The sequence below is a fragment of the Vibrio fluvialis genome, assembly GCF_900460245.1.
GTDB classification, from domain to species: domain Bacteria; phylum Pseudomonadota; class Gammaproteobacteria; order Enterobacterales; family Vibrionaceae; genus Vibrio; species Vibrio fluvialis.
Window position 1 is genome coordinate 366,120 of sequence record NZ_UHIP01000001.1, and the last position, 15,352, is coordinate 381,471.

Below are 15,352 nucleotides of genomic sequence, written 5' to 3' on the forward strand. Positions count from 1 at the left end.
AGTGCAGTGAATATCCTGCTGTCAGAATACTTTTATGGTATTAAGCTTAGGGAATCACGAACGATAAAGAGATGAGAAGTACAGGTGTCAGAGCATTTTTCTCCTGATCACGGGCTGGTGGAACAGTTCCTTGATGCGATGTGGATGGAACGCGGGTTGTCGGAAAACACCCTGATGTCATACCGCAATGATCTGATCAAGCTGCTCGACTGGATGCAGCACAACAATTATCGATTGGATTTCATCAGCCTGTCGGGCCTTCAGCAATACCAAACCTGGCTGACGGATCAGGATTACAAACAGACGTCGCGGGCGAGAATGCTGTCGGCGATTCGTCGCCTGTTTCAATATCTGCACCGTGAAAAAATGCGTGCGGATGATCCGAGCGCACTACTGGTAAGCCCCAAACTGCCTAAGCGTTTACCCAAAGATTTAAGCGAGCAGCAGGTGGATGCATTGCTCAGCGCGCCGAACCCGGACGATCCGATTGAGTTGCGCGACAAAGCGATGCTGGAACTCTTGTATGCCACTGGTTTGCGTGTCACCGAACTGGTATCGCTGACGATGGAAAACATCAGTCTGCGTCAGGGTGTGGTGCGCGTGATTGGTAAAGGCGGCAAAGAGCGCTTGGTGCCAATGGGGGAGAATGCGATTGAGTGGATTGAAACTTTTCTTTCTCAGGGGCGGTCTCACCTGTTAGGTGAACAGACATCTGATGTGGTGTTTCCGAGTAAGCGTGCGCAGCAGATGACACGCCAAACTTTCTGGCACCGGATCAAACATTACGCGGTGATTGCCGGCATTGATGTCGATAAGCTATCACCACACGTTTTACGCCATGCGTTTGCGACCCACCTGTTGAACTACGGGGCGGATTTACGCGTGGTACAAATGCTGCTCGGTCATAGTGACTTATCGACAACGCAAATTTATACTCATGTCGCGACTGAGAGATTGAAACAATTACATAGCGAGCACCACCCAAGGGCTTGATGGAAAGGACTTTTTTATGAAGATTTTACGCCGATTATCACTTCTGCTGCTGCCGTTTGTTGCGGTGGCGTGTAACGCAGAGACTGTGCCAGCCGACAAACCAGCCGCACAGGTGCAGATCGACAAGAGCGTATTTGAGCAACGCTTTGCCAAACTGGGCTTGGATGTCATGGACGTTGTGCCATCGGATATTGATGGGCTGGTCGAAGTGCAAACCGCGGGTGGCGTGCTGTTTGCGTCGCCTGATGGCAAGCATTTTATTGCCGGCACACTGTATGAGATGGACGCCAATGGCGGTTACACCGATGTATTGGCCAAGCGTCAGGCGCCAATCAACGCCAAGAAAATCGCGCAGTTCCAGAAAAGCATGATTGAGTACAAGGCGGACAACGAGAAATATGTGGTGACGGTGTTTACTGACATTACTTGCGGATACTGTGTGCGTCTGCACAGCCAGATGAAAGAGTACAACGACGCGGGTATCACTGTGCGTTATCTGGCGTACCCACGCCAAGGACCCACCGGTCAGGTGGCAGAACAGATGGCGGCTATCTGGTGTTCAGACGATCCAAAAACGGCGATTCACAACGCCAAGATGAATCGTCAGACGCTGGAAACTAAAGGCGACTTGGCGCAGTGCAAGCAAACCATCGCTCAGCATTATCAATTGGGCCGTGAGCTGGGTATCAGCGGTACACCAGCGATTTTCCTGCCAAACGGCGAAATGGTGGGTGGTTACCTGCCGGCAGCACAACTGTTGCAACGCCTACAACAAATGTAATTGAAGCTTAAAGGATACGGGCCTGAGCCAGTCTCAGGCCTGATAACACATGATTGAAATTCAACGACGACCTGAGCCGGATCTGGCTCAACTTCCCGAGACCATTCCTGCTTTGTTAAGACGCATCTACCTCAACCGTGGTGTTGAGAGCGTCGAACAACTGGAGAAGGCCGCGAAAGCGCTGCACTCTTATACCCAACTGCACGGCATCGATGCAGCTGTTGAACTCCTGTTTGAAGCGATTAAGCAGCAGAAGCGCATCATCGTTGTTGGCGATTTTGACGCCGACGGCGCGACCAGTTCTGCGTTGTCAGTTCTGGCACTGCGTATGCTCGGCAGCCACAACGTCGATTATCTGGTGCCCAATCGTTTTGAAGACGGTTATGGCCTGAGCCCGGAAGTTGTGGAACAGGCATTGGCGATGAATGCCGAAATGATCATGACAGTCGATAACGGCGTCTCCTCGATTGAAGGGGTACGCTTTGCCAAGCAACACGGGCTACAGGTGCTGGTGACCGATCACCACTTACCAGGCTCTCAGTTGCCGGATGTCGATGCCATGGTTAACCCCAATCTGCAGCAGTGTGCGTTTCCCTCAAAAGCTTTAGCCGGGGTGGGTGTGGCGTTCTACCTGATGATGGCGCTGTGCGTTCACATGCGTAAGTGCGGCTGGTTTGCTGAACAGGGCATGGCGGAACCCAAGCTGATGGAACTGATTGATTTGGTGGCCTTAGGCACGGTTGCCGATGTGGTACCGCTGGATGAAAACAACCGCATTCTGGTGCACCAAGGCTTGCAGCGTATTCGCGCTGGTAAAGCTCGCCCGGGGATTCAGGCGCTGATTGAAGTGGCCAAACGCGATGCGCGTAAACTGGTCGCGTCAGATTTTGGTTTTGCGCTGGGGCCGCGGATTAACGCTGCAGGGCGTCTTGACGATATGTCGTTTGGCGTCGAGCTGCTGCTGTGTAACAACATTCACGCTGCGCGCCGTATGGCCAGTGAATTGGATGGTCTCAATCAGACGCGTAAAGAGATTGAAGAGGGCATGAAGCAAGAAGCGATGGCGTTTTGTGAACGTCTGCAGTTTGGTAAAGACACCGAACTGCCGCACGGCCTGGTGATGTTTCAGCGTGACTGGCATCAGGGCGTGATTGGCATTCTCGCTTCGCGTATTAAAGAGCAGTTCCATCGTCCGGTGATTGCGTTTGCTGATGGCGGCGATGGTCTGATTAAAGGTTCCTGCCGTTCGGTTGCTGGTCTGCACATGCGTGATGCGCTGGATAAAATTGATACGCAGAATCCAGGCATTATTCTTAAGTTTGGTGGCCACGCCATGGCGGCCGGATTGACGATTGAAGAGAAGAACTTTGAGCGTTTCAGCCGACTGTTTGATGAAGTGGTGCGTCAGGATCTCGATGAAGCGCTGCTTAAAGGTGTGATTCTGACCGACGGCGAACTGACGCCGGAGGAGTTCTCTATGCACGTGGCGGAAATGCTGCGCGCTGGTGGTCCATGGGGACAGGCGTTTCCTGAACCGGTATTTGATGGTGAGTTTAAAGTGCTGCATCAGAAACTGGTCGGGGAGAAGCATCTCAAATTGATGCTGGAGCCGCTGTATAAAGGCCACCCGACCAACATCATGATCGATGGCATCGCGTTCAACGTTGACCTGCGCCGTTGGCCGGACGCATCGGTGAAAATCGTACGCCTCGCTTATAAACTCGATATCAATGAGTTTCGTGGTAATCAATCCTTGCAGCTGATGGTTGATCACATCGAAGCCAAATAAATCAGATGCTGTGAACATAAAAAGAGCACCTTAGCGCGAGGTGCTCTTTTTTTATGCAAATTTTGTGATTTGGTTCTAAATTCTGCTTGTGATATCGACAATGTGAATAACTGTCATAGCCCGTTAATTCCCCGTCTGTATGATTTTTGTAATTGGTCTGACCAATAATATTGCCGTTTTAGTGCGCTATTGTTAGTAAAGTGTTTTGGTAAGGCCTGTTCTATGATTTGGGTCAATTTTTGACTGGACATTGGCGTTTTAATTATGTTAATTTCTGCACCAACTTGAAATTGGTATTACCAATTGCCTGCAAGAACATAAAGAGTAGAAGAATAATAAATTATGGCTTATCAAAGGATTCGTCAGCCGAAGCTATCCGATGTCATCGAGCAAGAGTTAGAACGGTTGATCGTGGAAGGAACATTAGCCCCAGGGCAACAACTGCCACCGGAGCGAGAGCTGGCCAAACAGTTCGATGTTTCCCGTCCGTCCGTCCGTGAAGCCATCCAGCGATTAGAAGCCAAACGCCTGCTGACTCGTCGTCAGGGCGGCGGCACCTTCGTAAGCGAGCACATGTGGAAGAGTTTCTCTGATCCTCTGCTAAATTTATTGTCTAGCCACTCGGAAACCCAGCTTGATCTATTGGAAGCGCGTCATGCGCTGGAAGGTATTTCGGCTTATTTTGCAGCACTGCGTGGTACCGAAGAAGATTTTGCCCGTATTCAAGCCTGCGTGGCGCGAATTGGTGAGCTTCAGGATGCGAAGGACGTAGAAACAGAATCCGCAACTGTCATGGAGTTTCTGATTGCTATTACGGAAGCTGCCCATAACGTGGTTCTGCTGCACATCGTTCGAAGTCTCGCTCCCCTGCTTGAGCAAAATATTCTGCAGAATTTTAAATTATTACGCCGCCGCCCTGAAGCGGTGGAGAAAGTAAGCAAGCACCGAGCTAATATCGTGGATGCGATCGTATCCGGTCAGCCTGAGAAGGCGCGCGAAATGTCTCATTCTCACTTAGCTTATATCGAAGAAACATTGTTGGATTTGACCCGGGAAGAGTCTCGTCGTGAGCGTTCTCTGCGTCGTATCCAACAGGGTAATGAGCCGCAATAAGCGGTCCATTGCGATTCTAAATAAATCCAACCAACAGAAGGATAGATCGCCATGTCTGACATGAAGCATGACGTAGATGCACTGGAAACTCAGGAGTGGTTAGCCGCGCTTGAGTCAGTTGTACGTGAAGAAGGCGTAGAGCGTGCCCAGTACCTGCTAGAAGAAGTACTGGAAAAAGCACGTCTAGACGGCGTTGATATGCCAACTGGTATTACAACGAACTACATCAACACGATTCCTGCGGCCCAAGAACCAGCATACCCAGGCGACACGACTATCGAACGTCGTATCCGCTCAATCATTCGCTGGAACGCGATCATGATCGTTCTTCGTGCATCGAAGAAAGATCTGGATCTAGGCGGCCACATGGCATCATTCCAGTCTTCAGCTGCGTTCTATGAAACATGTTTCAACCACTTCTTCCGTGCTCCAAACGAGAAGGACGGTGGTGACCTGGTTTACTACCAAGGTCATATTTCTCCAGGGATTTACGCGCGTGCTTTCGTTGAAGGCCGCCTGACAGAAGAACAACTGGACAACTTCCGTCAAGAAGTGGATGGCAAAGGCATTCCTTCGTACCCACACCCTAAACTGATGCCTGAATTCTGGCAATTCCCGACCGTATCTATGGGTCTGGGTCCAATCGCATCTATCTACCAAGCTCGCTTCCTGAAGTACCTGGAAGGCCGTGGCATGAAAGATACGTCTGACCAGCGCGTATACGCGTTCCTGGGTGACGGTGAGATGGATGAGCCAGAATCACGTGGTGCTATTTCTTTCGCTGCGCGTGAGAAACTGGACAACCTGTGCTTCCTGATCAACTGTAACCTACAGCGTCTGGACGGCCCGGTAATGGGTAACGGCAAGATCATTCAAGAGCTGGAAGGCCTGTTCAAAGGCGCTGGCTGGAACGTGGTTAAAGTTATCTGGGGTAACAACTGGGATTCTCTGCTGGCGAAAGATACCTCTGGTAAACTTCTGCAACTGATGAACGAAACCATCGACGGCGACTACCAGACTTTCAAAGCGAAAGATGGCGCGTACGTTCGTGAGCATTTCTTCGGTAAATACCCAGAGACTGCAGCCCTGGTTGCTGACATGACTGACGACGAAGTGTTCGCACTGAAACGTGGTGGTCACGAGTCTTCTAAACTGTACGCAGCGTTCAAGAACGCACAAGAAACTAAAGGCCGTCCAACGGTAATCCTGGCTAAGACTGTTAAAGGTTACGGCATGGGTGACGCGGCTCAAGGTAAGAACATTGCGCACCAAGTTAAGAAGATGGACATGACGCACGTGATCGCGATGCGTAACCGTCTGGGTCTGCAAGACATCATTTCTGATGAAGAAGTGAACAACCTGCCTTACCTGAAACTGGAAGAAGGTTCGAAAGAACACGAATACCTGCACGCTCGTCGTAAAGCGCTGCACGGTTACACGCCACAGCGTCTGCCTAACTTCACTCAGGAACTGGTTATTCCAGAACTGGAAGAGTTCAAACCGCTTCTGGAAGAACAGAAACGTGAAATCTCTTCAACGATGGCTTACGTGCGTGCACTGAACATTCTGTTGAAAGACAAAAACATTGGTAAGAACATTGTTCCTATCATTGCTGACGAAGCGCGTACTTTCGGTATGGAAGGTCTGTTCCGTCAAATCGGTATCTACAACCCACACGGCCAGACTTACACGCCTGAAGACCGTGGCGTTGTGTCTTACTACAAAGAAGACACAGCAGGTCAGGTACTGCAAGAAGGTATCAACGAACTGGGTGCAATGTCATCTTGGGTTGCGGCTGCGACATCTTACAGCACCAACAACCTGCCAATGATCCCGTTCTACATCTACTACTCTATGTTCGGTTTCCAACGTGTTGGCGACATGGCATGGATGGCAGGTGACCAACAAGCTCGTGGTTTCCTACTGGGCGCAACGGCTGGCCGTACTACACTGAACGGTGAAGGTCTGCAGCACGAAGATGGTCACTCACACATTCAGGCCGGCACTATCCCGAACTGTATCTCTTACGATCCGACTTTCGCATACGAAGTAGCGGTGATCATGCAAGACGGTATCCGTCGCATGTACGGTGAGCAAGAGAACGTGTTCTACTACCTGACGCTGATGAACGAAAACTACGCGCATCCAGCAATGCCAGAAGGTTCTGAAGAAGGTATCCGTAAAGGTATCTACAAACTGGAAACTCTGTCTGGTTCTAAAGGTAAAGTTCAGCTGATGAGCTCTGGTACTATCATGAACGAAGTACGTAAAGCGGCAGTGATCCTGAGCGAAGAATACGGCATCGCCTCTGATGTTTACTCTGTAACCTCGTTCAACGAACTGGCTCGTGATGGCCAGGACGCAGAGCGTTACAACATGCTTCACCCAGAAGCAGAAGCGAAAGTACCTTACATCGCTTCAGTAATGGGTACTGAACCAGCAATCGCTGCAACCGACTACATGAAGAACTACGCTGACCAAGTTCGCGCGTTCATTCCTGCTGAGTCTTACAAAGTACTGGGTACTGACGGTTTCGGTCGTTCAGACAGCCGTGAGAACCTACGTCGTCACTTCGAAGTGAACGCAGGCTACGTTGTTGTTGCAGCTCTAAACGAACTAGCGAAACGTGGTGAAGTTGAGAAATCTGTGGTGGCGGAAGCTATCAAGAAATTCAACATCGACACTGAAAAAACAAACCCGCTATACGCTTAATTGAAGGTAGGAAAAGCATGGCTATCGAAATTTACGTACCAGATATCGGTGCAGACGAGGTTGAAGTTACTGAGATTCTTGTAAGCGTAGGCGACAAGGTTGAAGAAGAACAATCTCTGATTACTGTTGAAGGCGACAAAGCTTCTATGGAAGTTCCAGCGTCTCAGGCAGGTATTGTTAAAGAAATCAAAGTAGTGGCTGGCGACAAAGTAACGACTGGCTCACTGATTATGGTTTTTGAAGCGGAAGGTGCAGCAGCGGCTGCACCAGCTCCTGCGGCCGAAGCAGCACCAGTTGCGGCAGCGCCAGCAGCAGCGACTGAACTGAAAGAAGTCAACGTACCGGACATCGGTGGCGACGAAGTTGAAGTGACTGAAATCATGGTTGCTGTGGGTGACACAGTGTCTGAAGAGCAGTCTCTGATCACTGTTGAAGGCGACAAAGCTTCAATGGAAGTTCCAGCGCCATTCGCGGGTACCGTGAAAGAGATCAAGATCGCGTCGGGTGACAAAGTGACCACTGGCTCACTGATCATGGTCTTCGAAGTGGCCGGTTCTGGCGCTCCAGTAGCAGCAGCTCCAGCTCAGGCAGCGGCTCCAGCAGCAGCGCCAGCGGTGGCAGCCGACAAAGAAGTCAACGTTCCAGATATCGGCGGCGACGAAGTTGAAGTGACTGAAATCATGGTCGCGGTTGGCGACATGGTGAGCGAAGAGCAATCTCTGATCACTGTGGAAGGCGACAAAGCGTCGATGGAAGTTCCTGCACCATTCGCAGGTAAAGTGAAAGCGATTAAAGTAGCGGCTGGCGACAAAGTGTCAACTGGCTCACTGATCATGGTGTTTGAAGTGGCTGGCGCAGCGCCGGCAGCAGTCTCAGCACCAGCTCAGGCAGCAGTTCCAGCAGCAGCGGCACCGAAAGTTGAAGCTCCAGCGGCGGCAGCGCCTGCAGCGGCAACGGGTGACTTCCAAGAAAACAACGAGTACGCACACGCGTCTCCAGTGGTTCGTCGCCTAGCGCGTGAATTCGGCGTTAACCTGTCTAAAGTGAAAGGTTCAGGCCGTAAGAGCCGTATTCTGAAAGAAGACGTTCAGAACTACGTGAAAGAAGCGCTGAAACGTCTGGAATCAGGTGCCGCATCAGCAGCATCTGGCAAAGGCGACGGCGCGGCACTGGGTCTGCTACCTTGGCCAAAAGTGGACTTCAGCAAGTTCGGTGAAACTGAAATTCAGCCACTGTCTCGCATTAAGAAGATCTCTGGCGCGAACCTGCACCGTAACTGGGTCATGATTCCACACGTTACACAGTGGGATAACGCAGACATCACTGAGCTGGAAAACTTCCGTAAAGAACAGAACGCGATTGAAGCGAAGAAAGATTCAGGCATGAAGATCACGCCACTGGTGTTCATCATGAAAGCTGCGGCGAAAGCTCTGGAAGCGTTCCCTGCGTTCAACTCTTCTCTGTCTGAAGATGGTGAGAGCCTGATCCTGAAGAAATACGTGAACATCGGTATCGCGGTAGATACACCAAACGGTCTGGTTGTTCCTGTATTCAAAGACGTGAACAAGAAAGGTATCTACGAGCTGTCTGAAGAGCTGGCTGTAGTATCGAAGAAAGCACGTGCAGGTAAGCTGACTGCGGCAGATATGCAAGGCGGCTGTTTCACCATCTCAAGTCTGGGTGGTATCGGCGGTACGGCATTCACGCCAATCGTGAACGCACCAGAAGTTGGTATTCTGGGTGTATCTAAGTCTGAGATTAAGCCAGTGTGGAACGGCAAAGAGTTTGCTCCACGTCTGCAACTTCCTCTGTCTCTGTCATACGACCACCGTGTGATCGATGGCGCAGAAGGTGCACGCTTTATCACTTACTTGAACGGTTGCCTGAGCGACATTCGTCGTCTGGTTCTGTAATCGGTTCAAACAAAATAAGGCGGCTATTTAGCCGCCTTGATTCAAGCATTGTCTTGCAATTTGATGATGAAAAAATTTTTCCGCATTGAATTGTTGTCTAGCTCACAGGCTACATGGATTTACTTTTCACACCATTAACATCTCTGTAAACTGTTGCGGTCTGAAAAATAATCGTTTTAAGTAATTCGTTTTAAACATAAAACAAATAGATAGAACACCCACTCAGCCTGTTAGGGATATTGACTACAAGAGGTCGAAATGAGCAAAGAAATTAAAGCCCAAGTTGTAGTGCTTGGTGCCGGTCCTGCTGGTTACTCCGCTGCATTCCGCTGTGCAGACTTAGGTCTGGAAACAGTACTTATCGAACGTTACAACACCCTAGGTGGCGTGTGTCTGAACGTGGGTTGTATCCCATCGAAAGCACTACTGCACGTAGCTAAAGTTATCGAAGAAGCAAAAGCGCTGGCTGAGCACGGTATCGTGTTTGGTGAGCCACAAACAGACATCGACAAGATCCGTCTGTGGAAAGAAAAAGTAATTAACCAACTGACTGGCGGTCTTGGCGGTATGGCTAAGATGCGTAAAGTGAACGTGGTTAACGGTTTTGGTAAGTTCACTGGCCCGAACACGATTGAAGTGGAAGGCGAAGACGGCAAAACTGTTGTGAACTTCGACAACGCGATCGTTGCTGCGGGTTCTCGTCCAATCAAACTGCCATTCATTCCTCATGAAGACCCACGTATTTGGGATTCAACAGACGCTCTGGAACTGAAAGAAGTTCCTGGAAAACTGCTGATCATGGGCGGTGGTATCATCGGTCTGGAAATGGGTACTGTGTACCACGCACTGGGTTCTCAAATCGACGTGGTTGAAATGTTCGACCAAGTTATCCCAGCTGCGGATAAAGACATCGTTAAAGTCTTCACCAAGCGTATTGCGAAGAAGTTCAACCTGATGCTGGAAACCAAAGTGACTGCGGTTGAAGCAAAAGAAGACGGCATCTACGTATCGATGGAAGGTAAGAAAGCGCCAGCGGAAGCTGAGCGTTACGATGCGGTACTTGTGGCAATCGGTCGTGTACCAAACGGTAAACTACTGGATGCAGAAAAAGCAGGTCTGGAAGTGGATGAGCGTGGCTTCATCAACGTCGACAAGCAACTGCGCACTAACGTACCTCACATCTTCGCTATCGGTGACATCGTTGGCCAACCAATGCTGGCTCACAAAGGTGTTCACGAAGGCCACGTGGCTGCAGAAGTTATCGCTGGTAAGAAACACTACTTCGATCCTAAAGTTATTCCTTCAATCGCTTACACTGAGCCAGAAGTGGCATGGGTTGGTAAGACTGAGAAAGAAGCGAAAGCAGAAGGCATCAACTACGAAGTGGCAACTTTCCCATGGGCAGCTTCAGGCCGTGCAATCGCGTCTGACTGTGCTGACGGTATGACTAAGCTGATCTTCGATAAAGAGACTCACCGCGTTATCGGTGGTGCTATCGTGGGTACAAACGGTGGCGAACTACTGGGCGAAATCGGTCTGGCGATCGAGATGGGTTGTGATGCAGAAGACATCGCTCTGACTATCCACGCTCACCCGACTCTACACGAGTCTGTGGGTCTGGCTGCAGAAGTGTTTGAAGGTACGATCACTGACCTGCCAAACGCAAAAGCGAAAAAGAAAAAATAATTTTCTGAGCGCCAAATGATATAAACCGCTGATTGTTCAGCGGTTTTTTTATGTCTGTTACTCGGCCTCTGAGGCAAAAAAATAGCGCCTTGCGGCGCTATAATTCGTCAATCTTTGCTTATTAGTGATCGCGTTTATAGATGCACAGCATGTCCAGGTAGCTTTTCACCAGTTTACGCATGTAGCCTTCATCGCGAACGCGGTTGGCTTGCACAAACAGTGAGTAGCAGACACCGTGGAACAGCGTCGCCAGATCTTCAGGGTCGTGCTGTTCACACACTTCACCGCGCTCGATGGCTTTCGAGAACATGTTCTTCACCAGCAACTGGTTGGTACGGTTACTGGATACAAACAGTGGCCATACTTCGTCACGCGTCGAGGCGCTCCATTCAAACCACACTTTCAGCCAGTGGCAATCTTCATTGGCCAGCTTAACCATTTCATCGGTGATGTTGGTGAGGTTCTCTTTCGCGTGAATATCGAGATCGATGTTGTCGGTGAGAAAGTTGGAAAACTGGCGAACCACGTAAGTCAGTACGTCGTCGACCAAATCTTCACGAGTAGGGAAGTAGTTGAACACGGTAGCGACAGAAACTTGAGCAATTTCTGCGATATCCGCATGACCACCACGGCCAATGCCTCGTTTTGCAAACACTTCCAGCGCGATTTCCATCAACTGGAGTTTACGTTTTTGAGGAGATAGCCGTGTTCTAGGGCGTTTCTCTATAGATGCGTCCATAGTATTAATCCTTGCCATTTGAGTTGTTATCTGCGTTTTTTAGTAAACGCTAATGATTATTTTATTAATTGCTTTAAAAGCCCTATGAGTGTAATGGTGCATATGATGAAGGTCAATGTTTTGTGCTTATAAAATGTTCACGTTTCTGAAATGTTTTGAATTTCAAAGTGTTTTATTGAATCAATTTCTCACTAAAACGTAACATCAGTGAAAGGTTAACACCCACCCTCAGCAGTGGTACTATACGCGCCGAAAGATTTAGCGGCGCTGTCGGTGTGGTTTTGCAGTGCCAAGTGTCGCTCCAACAAAACGAGATTGGTATGAAACATACAGTTGAAGTAATGATTTCTGAGCAAGAAGTTCAGGAACGTGTCCGCGCACTCGGCCAGCAGATCACTGAGCACTACAATGGCAGTGAAGATTTGGTTCTGGTGGGTCTGCTCCGTGGCTCTTTTGTGTTTATGGCAGATTTGGCTCGTGCAATCAGCCTGACGCATCAGGTCGATTTCATGACGGCATCGAGCTACGGCAACACCATGGAAAGTTCGCGTGACGTGCGCATCCTGAAAGATCTGGATGACGACATCAAAGGCAAAGATGTGCTGTTGGTGGAAGACATCATCGACACGGGTAACACCCTGAGCAAAGTGAAAGAGATTCTGTCACTGCGTGAACCGAAATCGATTCAGATCTGTACCTTGCTGGACAAACCTTCTCGTCGTGAAGTGAACGTAGATGTGAAATGGATCGGTTTTGAGATTCCGGACGAATTCGTGGTGGGTGTGGGTATCGACTACGCACAGAAATACCGCCATCTGCCATTCATCGGTAAAGTGGTTCCGCTTTAAACCGGATGACGCAGAGATAAAAAAACGCCCACATGATGTGGGCGTTTTTGTTATCGACACAACAGGCTGTGCTGTGGATTCAGAATCTTTTCCATCGCTTTCTTGTAACTACCGTCGACCATTTCGCGAGAGTTACAACGCACGCCCAGATACTCCAGACGACCGTCACCGATACCGTAAACCACACCGTGAATCTCAACGTCCTGGCCACGCTCCCAAGCGTTTTGCAGGATGGTGGAGTTACCCAGATTGTACACTTGTTCTGCCACGTTGATTTCCGCAAGTTTGTCCGAGCGGTCCTCTTCTGGCATTTGCTCCAGATAGCCGCGGTGTTTGAAGTACAAATCACGGATGTGCAGAATCCAGTTATTGATCAGACCCAGTTGTGGGTTATCGATGGACGCCGTCACACCACCACAGCCGTAGTGGCCACACACGATAATGTGTTTCACTTTGAGAACGTCGACTGCGTACTGCACCACAGACAGGCAGTTCAGGTCTGTATGAATCACTTGGTTGGCAACGTTTCGGTGTACGAACAGTTCACCGGAATACAGGCCGGTTAGGCGCTCTGCTGGGACTCGGCTGTCAGAACAACCAATCCACAGAAAGTCAGGATTTTGTCCTTCGGCTAACTTGCTAAAGTACTCAGGTCGTTCTGCTTTAATAGACTCTGACCACTTCGAGTTGTTTTCGAATAGTTGTTTAATCTCTGGCATTTTACTTCCCTTAGTTTATAGCCAAGTACCCTCAAGGTGCCCGGTTCTGTCCGATGACAGAATACGGCGTCTTGAAACCACTTGGGTATGCTTGCCAACTATACACAATGTCATAAATTCATTCTCTGACAAATTGCTTAACAGACTACTCATCTGAGCAGTTAATGGAAGTAAAATTTTTGCAAGATTTTGTTTGTAAAAGTGATAACTGAAACATGGACTGGTTATCACCATGTTGAAAATGGGGGGATTTTTCTCCGATCTATTTGCGTTCAAGGGTTGAAAAGTGACCGCTTAAGCAGCACATCTAGTCTGTTCGAACAGAAAGAGTTTTCACACTGCTATGTATGCATTAGAAATTGATCAGCTGCGCAAAACCTACGCCGGTGGTTTTGAAGCACTGAAAGGCGTCAGCCTGACGGTCAATAAGGGCGACTTTTACGCTCTGCTTGGCCCCAATGGTGCCGGTAAATCGACCACGATTGGTATCATCTCCTCACTGGTCAATAAGACCTCCGGTACAGTCAAAGTGTTTGGTCACAACATTGACACTCACTTAGAGCAAGCGAAACAACATTTAGGCTTAGTGCCACAAGAGTTCAACTTTAACCCGTTTGAGACAGTCGAGCAGATCGTGATGCAGCAGGCGGGATATTACGGCGTTTCGCGCACGCTGGCCAAAGAGCGGGCCGAGAAGTATCTCACCCAACTGGATCTGTGGGAAAAACGCAAAGAGCGCGCGCGTAACCTCTCCGGTGGCATGAAACGTCGCCTGATGATTGCCCGCGCTTTGATGCACGAACCACAACTGCTGATCCTCGATGAGCCGACAGCCGGGGTGGATATCGAGCTGCGCCGCTCAATGTGGGAATTTCTCAAGCAGATCAATTCGCAAGGGATCACTATCATCCTTACCACGCATTATCTGGAAGAAGCGGAGATGCTGTGCCGTCACATCGGTATCATCAATCGCGGAGAGCTGATTGAAAACACCACGATGAAAGGTTTGCTTGGTAAGCTGCATGTCGAAACCTTTATTCTTGATATCGATAATGAAGAGAAGCTGCAGCCGCTCACCGATGTGGTCTCGCAACGTGTGGTCGACGGTTCGCTGGAAATTGAGCTGGAAAAAACGCAGGGCATGAACCACGTCTTTACCCAGCTTTCAGAGCAGGGCGTGAACGTGATGTCGATGCGCAACAAAGCCAACCGTTTGGAAGAGCTGTTTGTCAGCATTGTTCGCCAGCAGAGTCAGGGGTAAGGGCATGTATCATATTTATTGGACCGCTTTTCGCAGCCTGCTGCGCAAAGAGATCAAACGTTTCACGCGCATCTGGGTACAGACCTTAGTACCGCCAGCGATTACCATGAGCTTGTATTTCATCATCTTTGGTAATTTGATTGGTTCCCGTATCGGTCAGATGAACGGCTTCAGCTACATGGAGTACATCGTGCCGGGGCTTATCATGATGTCGGTCATCACTAACTCATACTCGAACGTGGCTTCATCGTTTTTCAGTGCCAAATTCCAGAAGAACATTGAAGAGCTGTTGGTGGCGCCAGTGCCGAACTACGTGATCATTGCCGGTTATGTGATGGGCGGTGTGACGCGTGGCCTGTTGGTGGGCGCGATGGTGACGTTTGTGTCGCTGTTCTTTGTGGATCTGAGTGTCGATCACTGGGGCATCATCACGGCGACGGTCTTTCTGACCTCGGTTGTGTTCTCATTGGGTGGTTTGATCAACGCGGTGTACGCGCGTACGTTTGATGATATCTCGATTATTCCGACTTTCGTGTTAACGCCGCTGACTTATCTGGGGGGGGTATTTTACTCCATCAGTCTGCTGCCGGAGTTCTGGCAGGGCGTATCGAAAATCAACCCCATCGTCTACATGGTGAACGCGTTCCGTTACGGCTTCCTGGGTGTCTCGGATGTGGGTATCGTGACGTCATTCAGCGTGCTGGGTGTGTTTGTGGTGGTGCTGTACGCCGTGGCCCATTATCTGGTCAGTAAAGGCAAAGGCTTACGCAGCTGAGCGACAGGTAATAAAAAGGTCAA

Annotated in this window: 12 protein-coding genes; 10 read left to right on the top strand and 2 right to left on the bottom strand. The window is 49.7% G+C overall.

Going from position 1 to position 15,352, the window contains the following annotated elements; all coding sequences use genetic code 11:
* Window positions 1-84: 84 nt before the first annotated feature.
* From xerD to lpdA, 7 genes are all read left to right on the top strand, one after another.
* Window positions 85-993 (top strand): site-specific tyrosine recombinase XerD, encoded by a 909-nt coding sequence (gene xerD / locus DYA43_RS01780; RefSeq protein WP_047459088.1) that lies wholly within the window; start codon window positions 85-87, stop codon window positions 991-993.
* A gap of 16 nt (window positions 994-1,009) precedes the next feature.
* Entirely contained in the window at window positions 1,010-1,774 is a 765-nt protein-coding gene (gene dsbC, locus DYA43_RS01785; RefSeq protein ID WP_061056145.1) for a bifunctional protein-disulfide isomerase/oxidoreductase DsbC, read from the top strand.
* 49 nt (window positions 1,775-1,823) lie between these two features.
* Complete coding sequence (gene recJ, locus DYA43_RS01790) at window positions 1,824-3,563, top strand: single-stranded-DNA-specific exonuclease RecJ (RefSeq protein ID WP_020331985.1); 1,740 nt, start codon at window positions 1,824-1,826, stop codon at window positions 3,561-3,563.
* A gap of 342 nt (window positions 3,564-3,905) precedes the next feature.
* Window positions 3,906-4,676 (top strand): pyruvate dehydrogenase complex transcriptional repressor PdhR, encoded by a 771-nt coding sequence (gene pdhR / locus DYA43_RS01795; RefSeq protein ID WP_020331986.1) that lies wholly within the window; start codon window positions 3,906-3,908, stop codon window positions 4,674-4,676.
* A 51-nt stretch (window positions 4,677-4,727) separates the two neighbouring features.
* Entirely contained in the window at window positions 4,728-7,388 is a 2,661-nt protein-coding gene (gene aceE / locus DYA43_RS01800) for a pyruvate dehydrogenase (acetyl-transferring), homodimeric type (protein ID WP_020331987.1), read from the top strand.
* 17 nt (window positions 7,389-7,405) lie between these two features.
* Window positions 7,406-9,301: a pyruvate dehydrogenase complex dihydrolipoyllysine-residue acetyltransferase gene (aceF, locus tag DYA43_RS01805; RefSeq protein WP_061056146.1), complete on the top strand. Its 1,896-nt coding sequence runs from the start codon at window positions 7,406-7,408 to the stop codon at window positions 9,299-9,301.
* A 258-nt stretch (window positions 9,302-9,559) separates the two neighbouring features.
* Entirely contained in the window at window positions 9,560-10,987 is a 1,428-nt protein-coding gene (gene lpdA, locus DYA43_RS01810; RefSeq protein WP_020331989.1) for a dihydrolipoyl dehydrogenase, read from the top strand.
* A gap of 121 nt (window positions 10,988-11,108) precedes the next feature.
* Here lpdA and DYA43_RS01815 read toward each other — a convergent pair whose 3' ends face one another.
* On the bottom strand, window positions 11,109-11,726 hold the full coding sequence (locus tag DYA43_RS01815) for a LuxR/HapR/OpaR family quorum-sensing transcriptional regulator (protein WP_024374317.1): 618 nt from the start codon (window positions 11,724-11,726) through the stop codon (window positions 11,109-11,111).
* A gap of 320 nt (window positions 11,727-12,046) precedes the next feature.
* Here DYA43_RS01815 and hpt point away from each other — a divergent pair, with 320 nt between their 5' ends.
* Window positions 12,047-12,574 (top strand): hypoxanthine phosphoribosyltransferase, encoded by a 528-nt coding sequence (gene hpt / locus DYA43_RS01820; protein WP_020331991.1) that lies wholly within the window; start codon window positions 12,047-12,049, stop codon window positions 12,572-12,574.
* A gap of 50 nt (window positions 12,575-12,624) precedes the next feature.
* On the opposite strand, the gene can is transcribed toward hpt, so the two are convergent.
* Window positions 12,625-13,293, bottom strand: coding sequence for a carbonate dehydratase (gene can, locus DYA43_RS01825; RefSeq protein WP_020331992.1), 669 nt, complete (start codon window positions 13,291-13,293; stop codon window positions 12,625-12,627).
* Between the two features lie 343 nt (window positions 13,294-13,636).
* Here can and DYA43_RS01830 point away from each other — a divergent pair, with 343 nt between their 5' ends.
* Together DYA43_RS01830 and DYA43_RS01835 are read left to right on the top strand one after the other, a co-directional pair.
* Window positions 13,637-14,554, top strand: a complete 918-nt coding sequence (locus tag DYA43_RS01830; RefSeq protein WP_020331993.1) for an ABC transporter ATP-binding protein — start codon at window positions 13,637-13,639, stop codon at window positions 14,552-14,554.
* A gap of 4 nt (window positions 14,555-14,558) precedes the next feature.
* Entirely contained in the window at window positions 14,559-15,329 is a 771-nt protein-coding gene (locus tag DYA43_RS01835) for an ABC transporter permease (protein WP_020331995.1), read from the top strand.
* Window positions 15,330-15,352 lie beyond the last annotated feature (23 nt).

What these genes read in the sequence shown, in the direction of transcription:
- recJ (WP_020331985.1), top strand. Translation starts at nt 1,824, where the DNA reads ATGATTGAAATTCAACGACGACCTGAGCCGGATCTGGCTCAACTTCCC.
- can (WP_020331992.1), bottom strand. Translation starts at nt 13,293, where the DNA reads ATGCCAGAGATTAAACAACTATTCGAAAACAACTCGAAGTGGTCAGAG.
- DYA43_RS01830 (WP_020331993.1), top strand. Translation starts at nt 13,637, where the DNA reads ATGTATGCATTAGAAATTGATCAGCTGCGCAAAACCTACGCCGGTGGT.
- dsbC (WP_061056145.1), top strand. Translation starts at nt 1,010, where the DNA reads ATGAAGATTTTACGCCGATTATCACTTCTGCTGCTGCCGTTTGTTGCG.
- DYA43_RS01835 (WP_020331995.1), top strand. Translation starts at nt 14,559, where the DNA reads ATGTATCATATTTATTGGACCGCTTTTCGCAGCCTGCTGCGCAAAGAG.
- DYA43_RS01815 (WP_024374317.1), bottom strand. Translation starts at nt 11,726, where the DNA reads ATGGACGCATCTATAGAGAAACGCCCTAGAACACGGCTATCTCCTCAA.
- pdhR (WP_020331986.1), top strand. Translation starts at nt 3,906, where the DNA reads ATGGCTTATCAAAGGATTCGTCAGCCGAAGCTATCCGATGTCATCGAG.
- lpdA (WP_020331989.1), top strand. Translation starts at nt 9,560, where the DNA reads ATGAGCAAAGAAATTAAAGCCCAAGTTGTAGTGCTTGGTGCCGGTCCT.
- aceE (WP_020331987.1), top strand. Translation starts at nt 4,728, where the DNA reads ATGTCTGACATGAAGCATGACGTAGATGCACTGGAAACTCAGGAGTGG.
- hpt (WP_020331991.1), top strand. Translation starts at nt 12,047, where the DNA reads ATGAAACATACAGTTGAAGTAATGATTTCTGAGCAAGAAGTTCAGGAA.
- aceF (WP_061056146.1), top strand. Translation starts at nt 7,406, where the DNA reads ATGGCTATCGAAATTTACGTACCAGATATCGGTGCAGACGAGGTTGAA.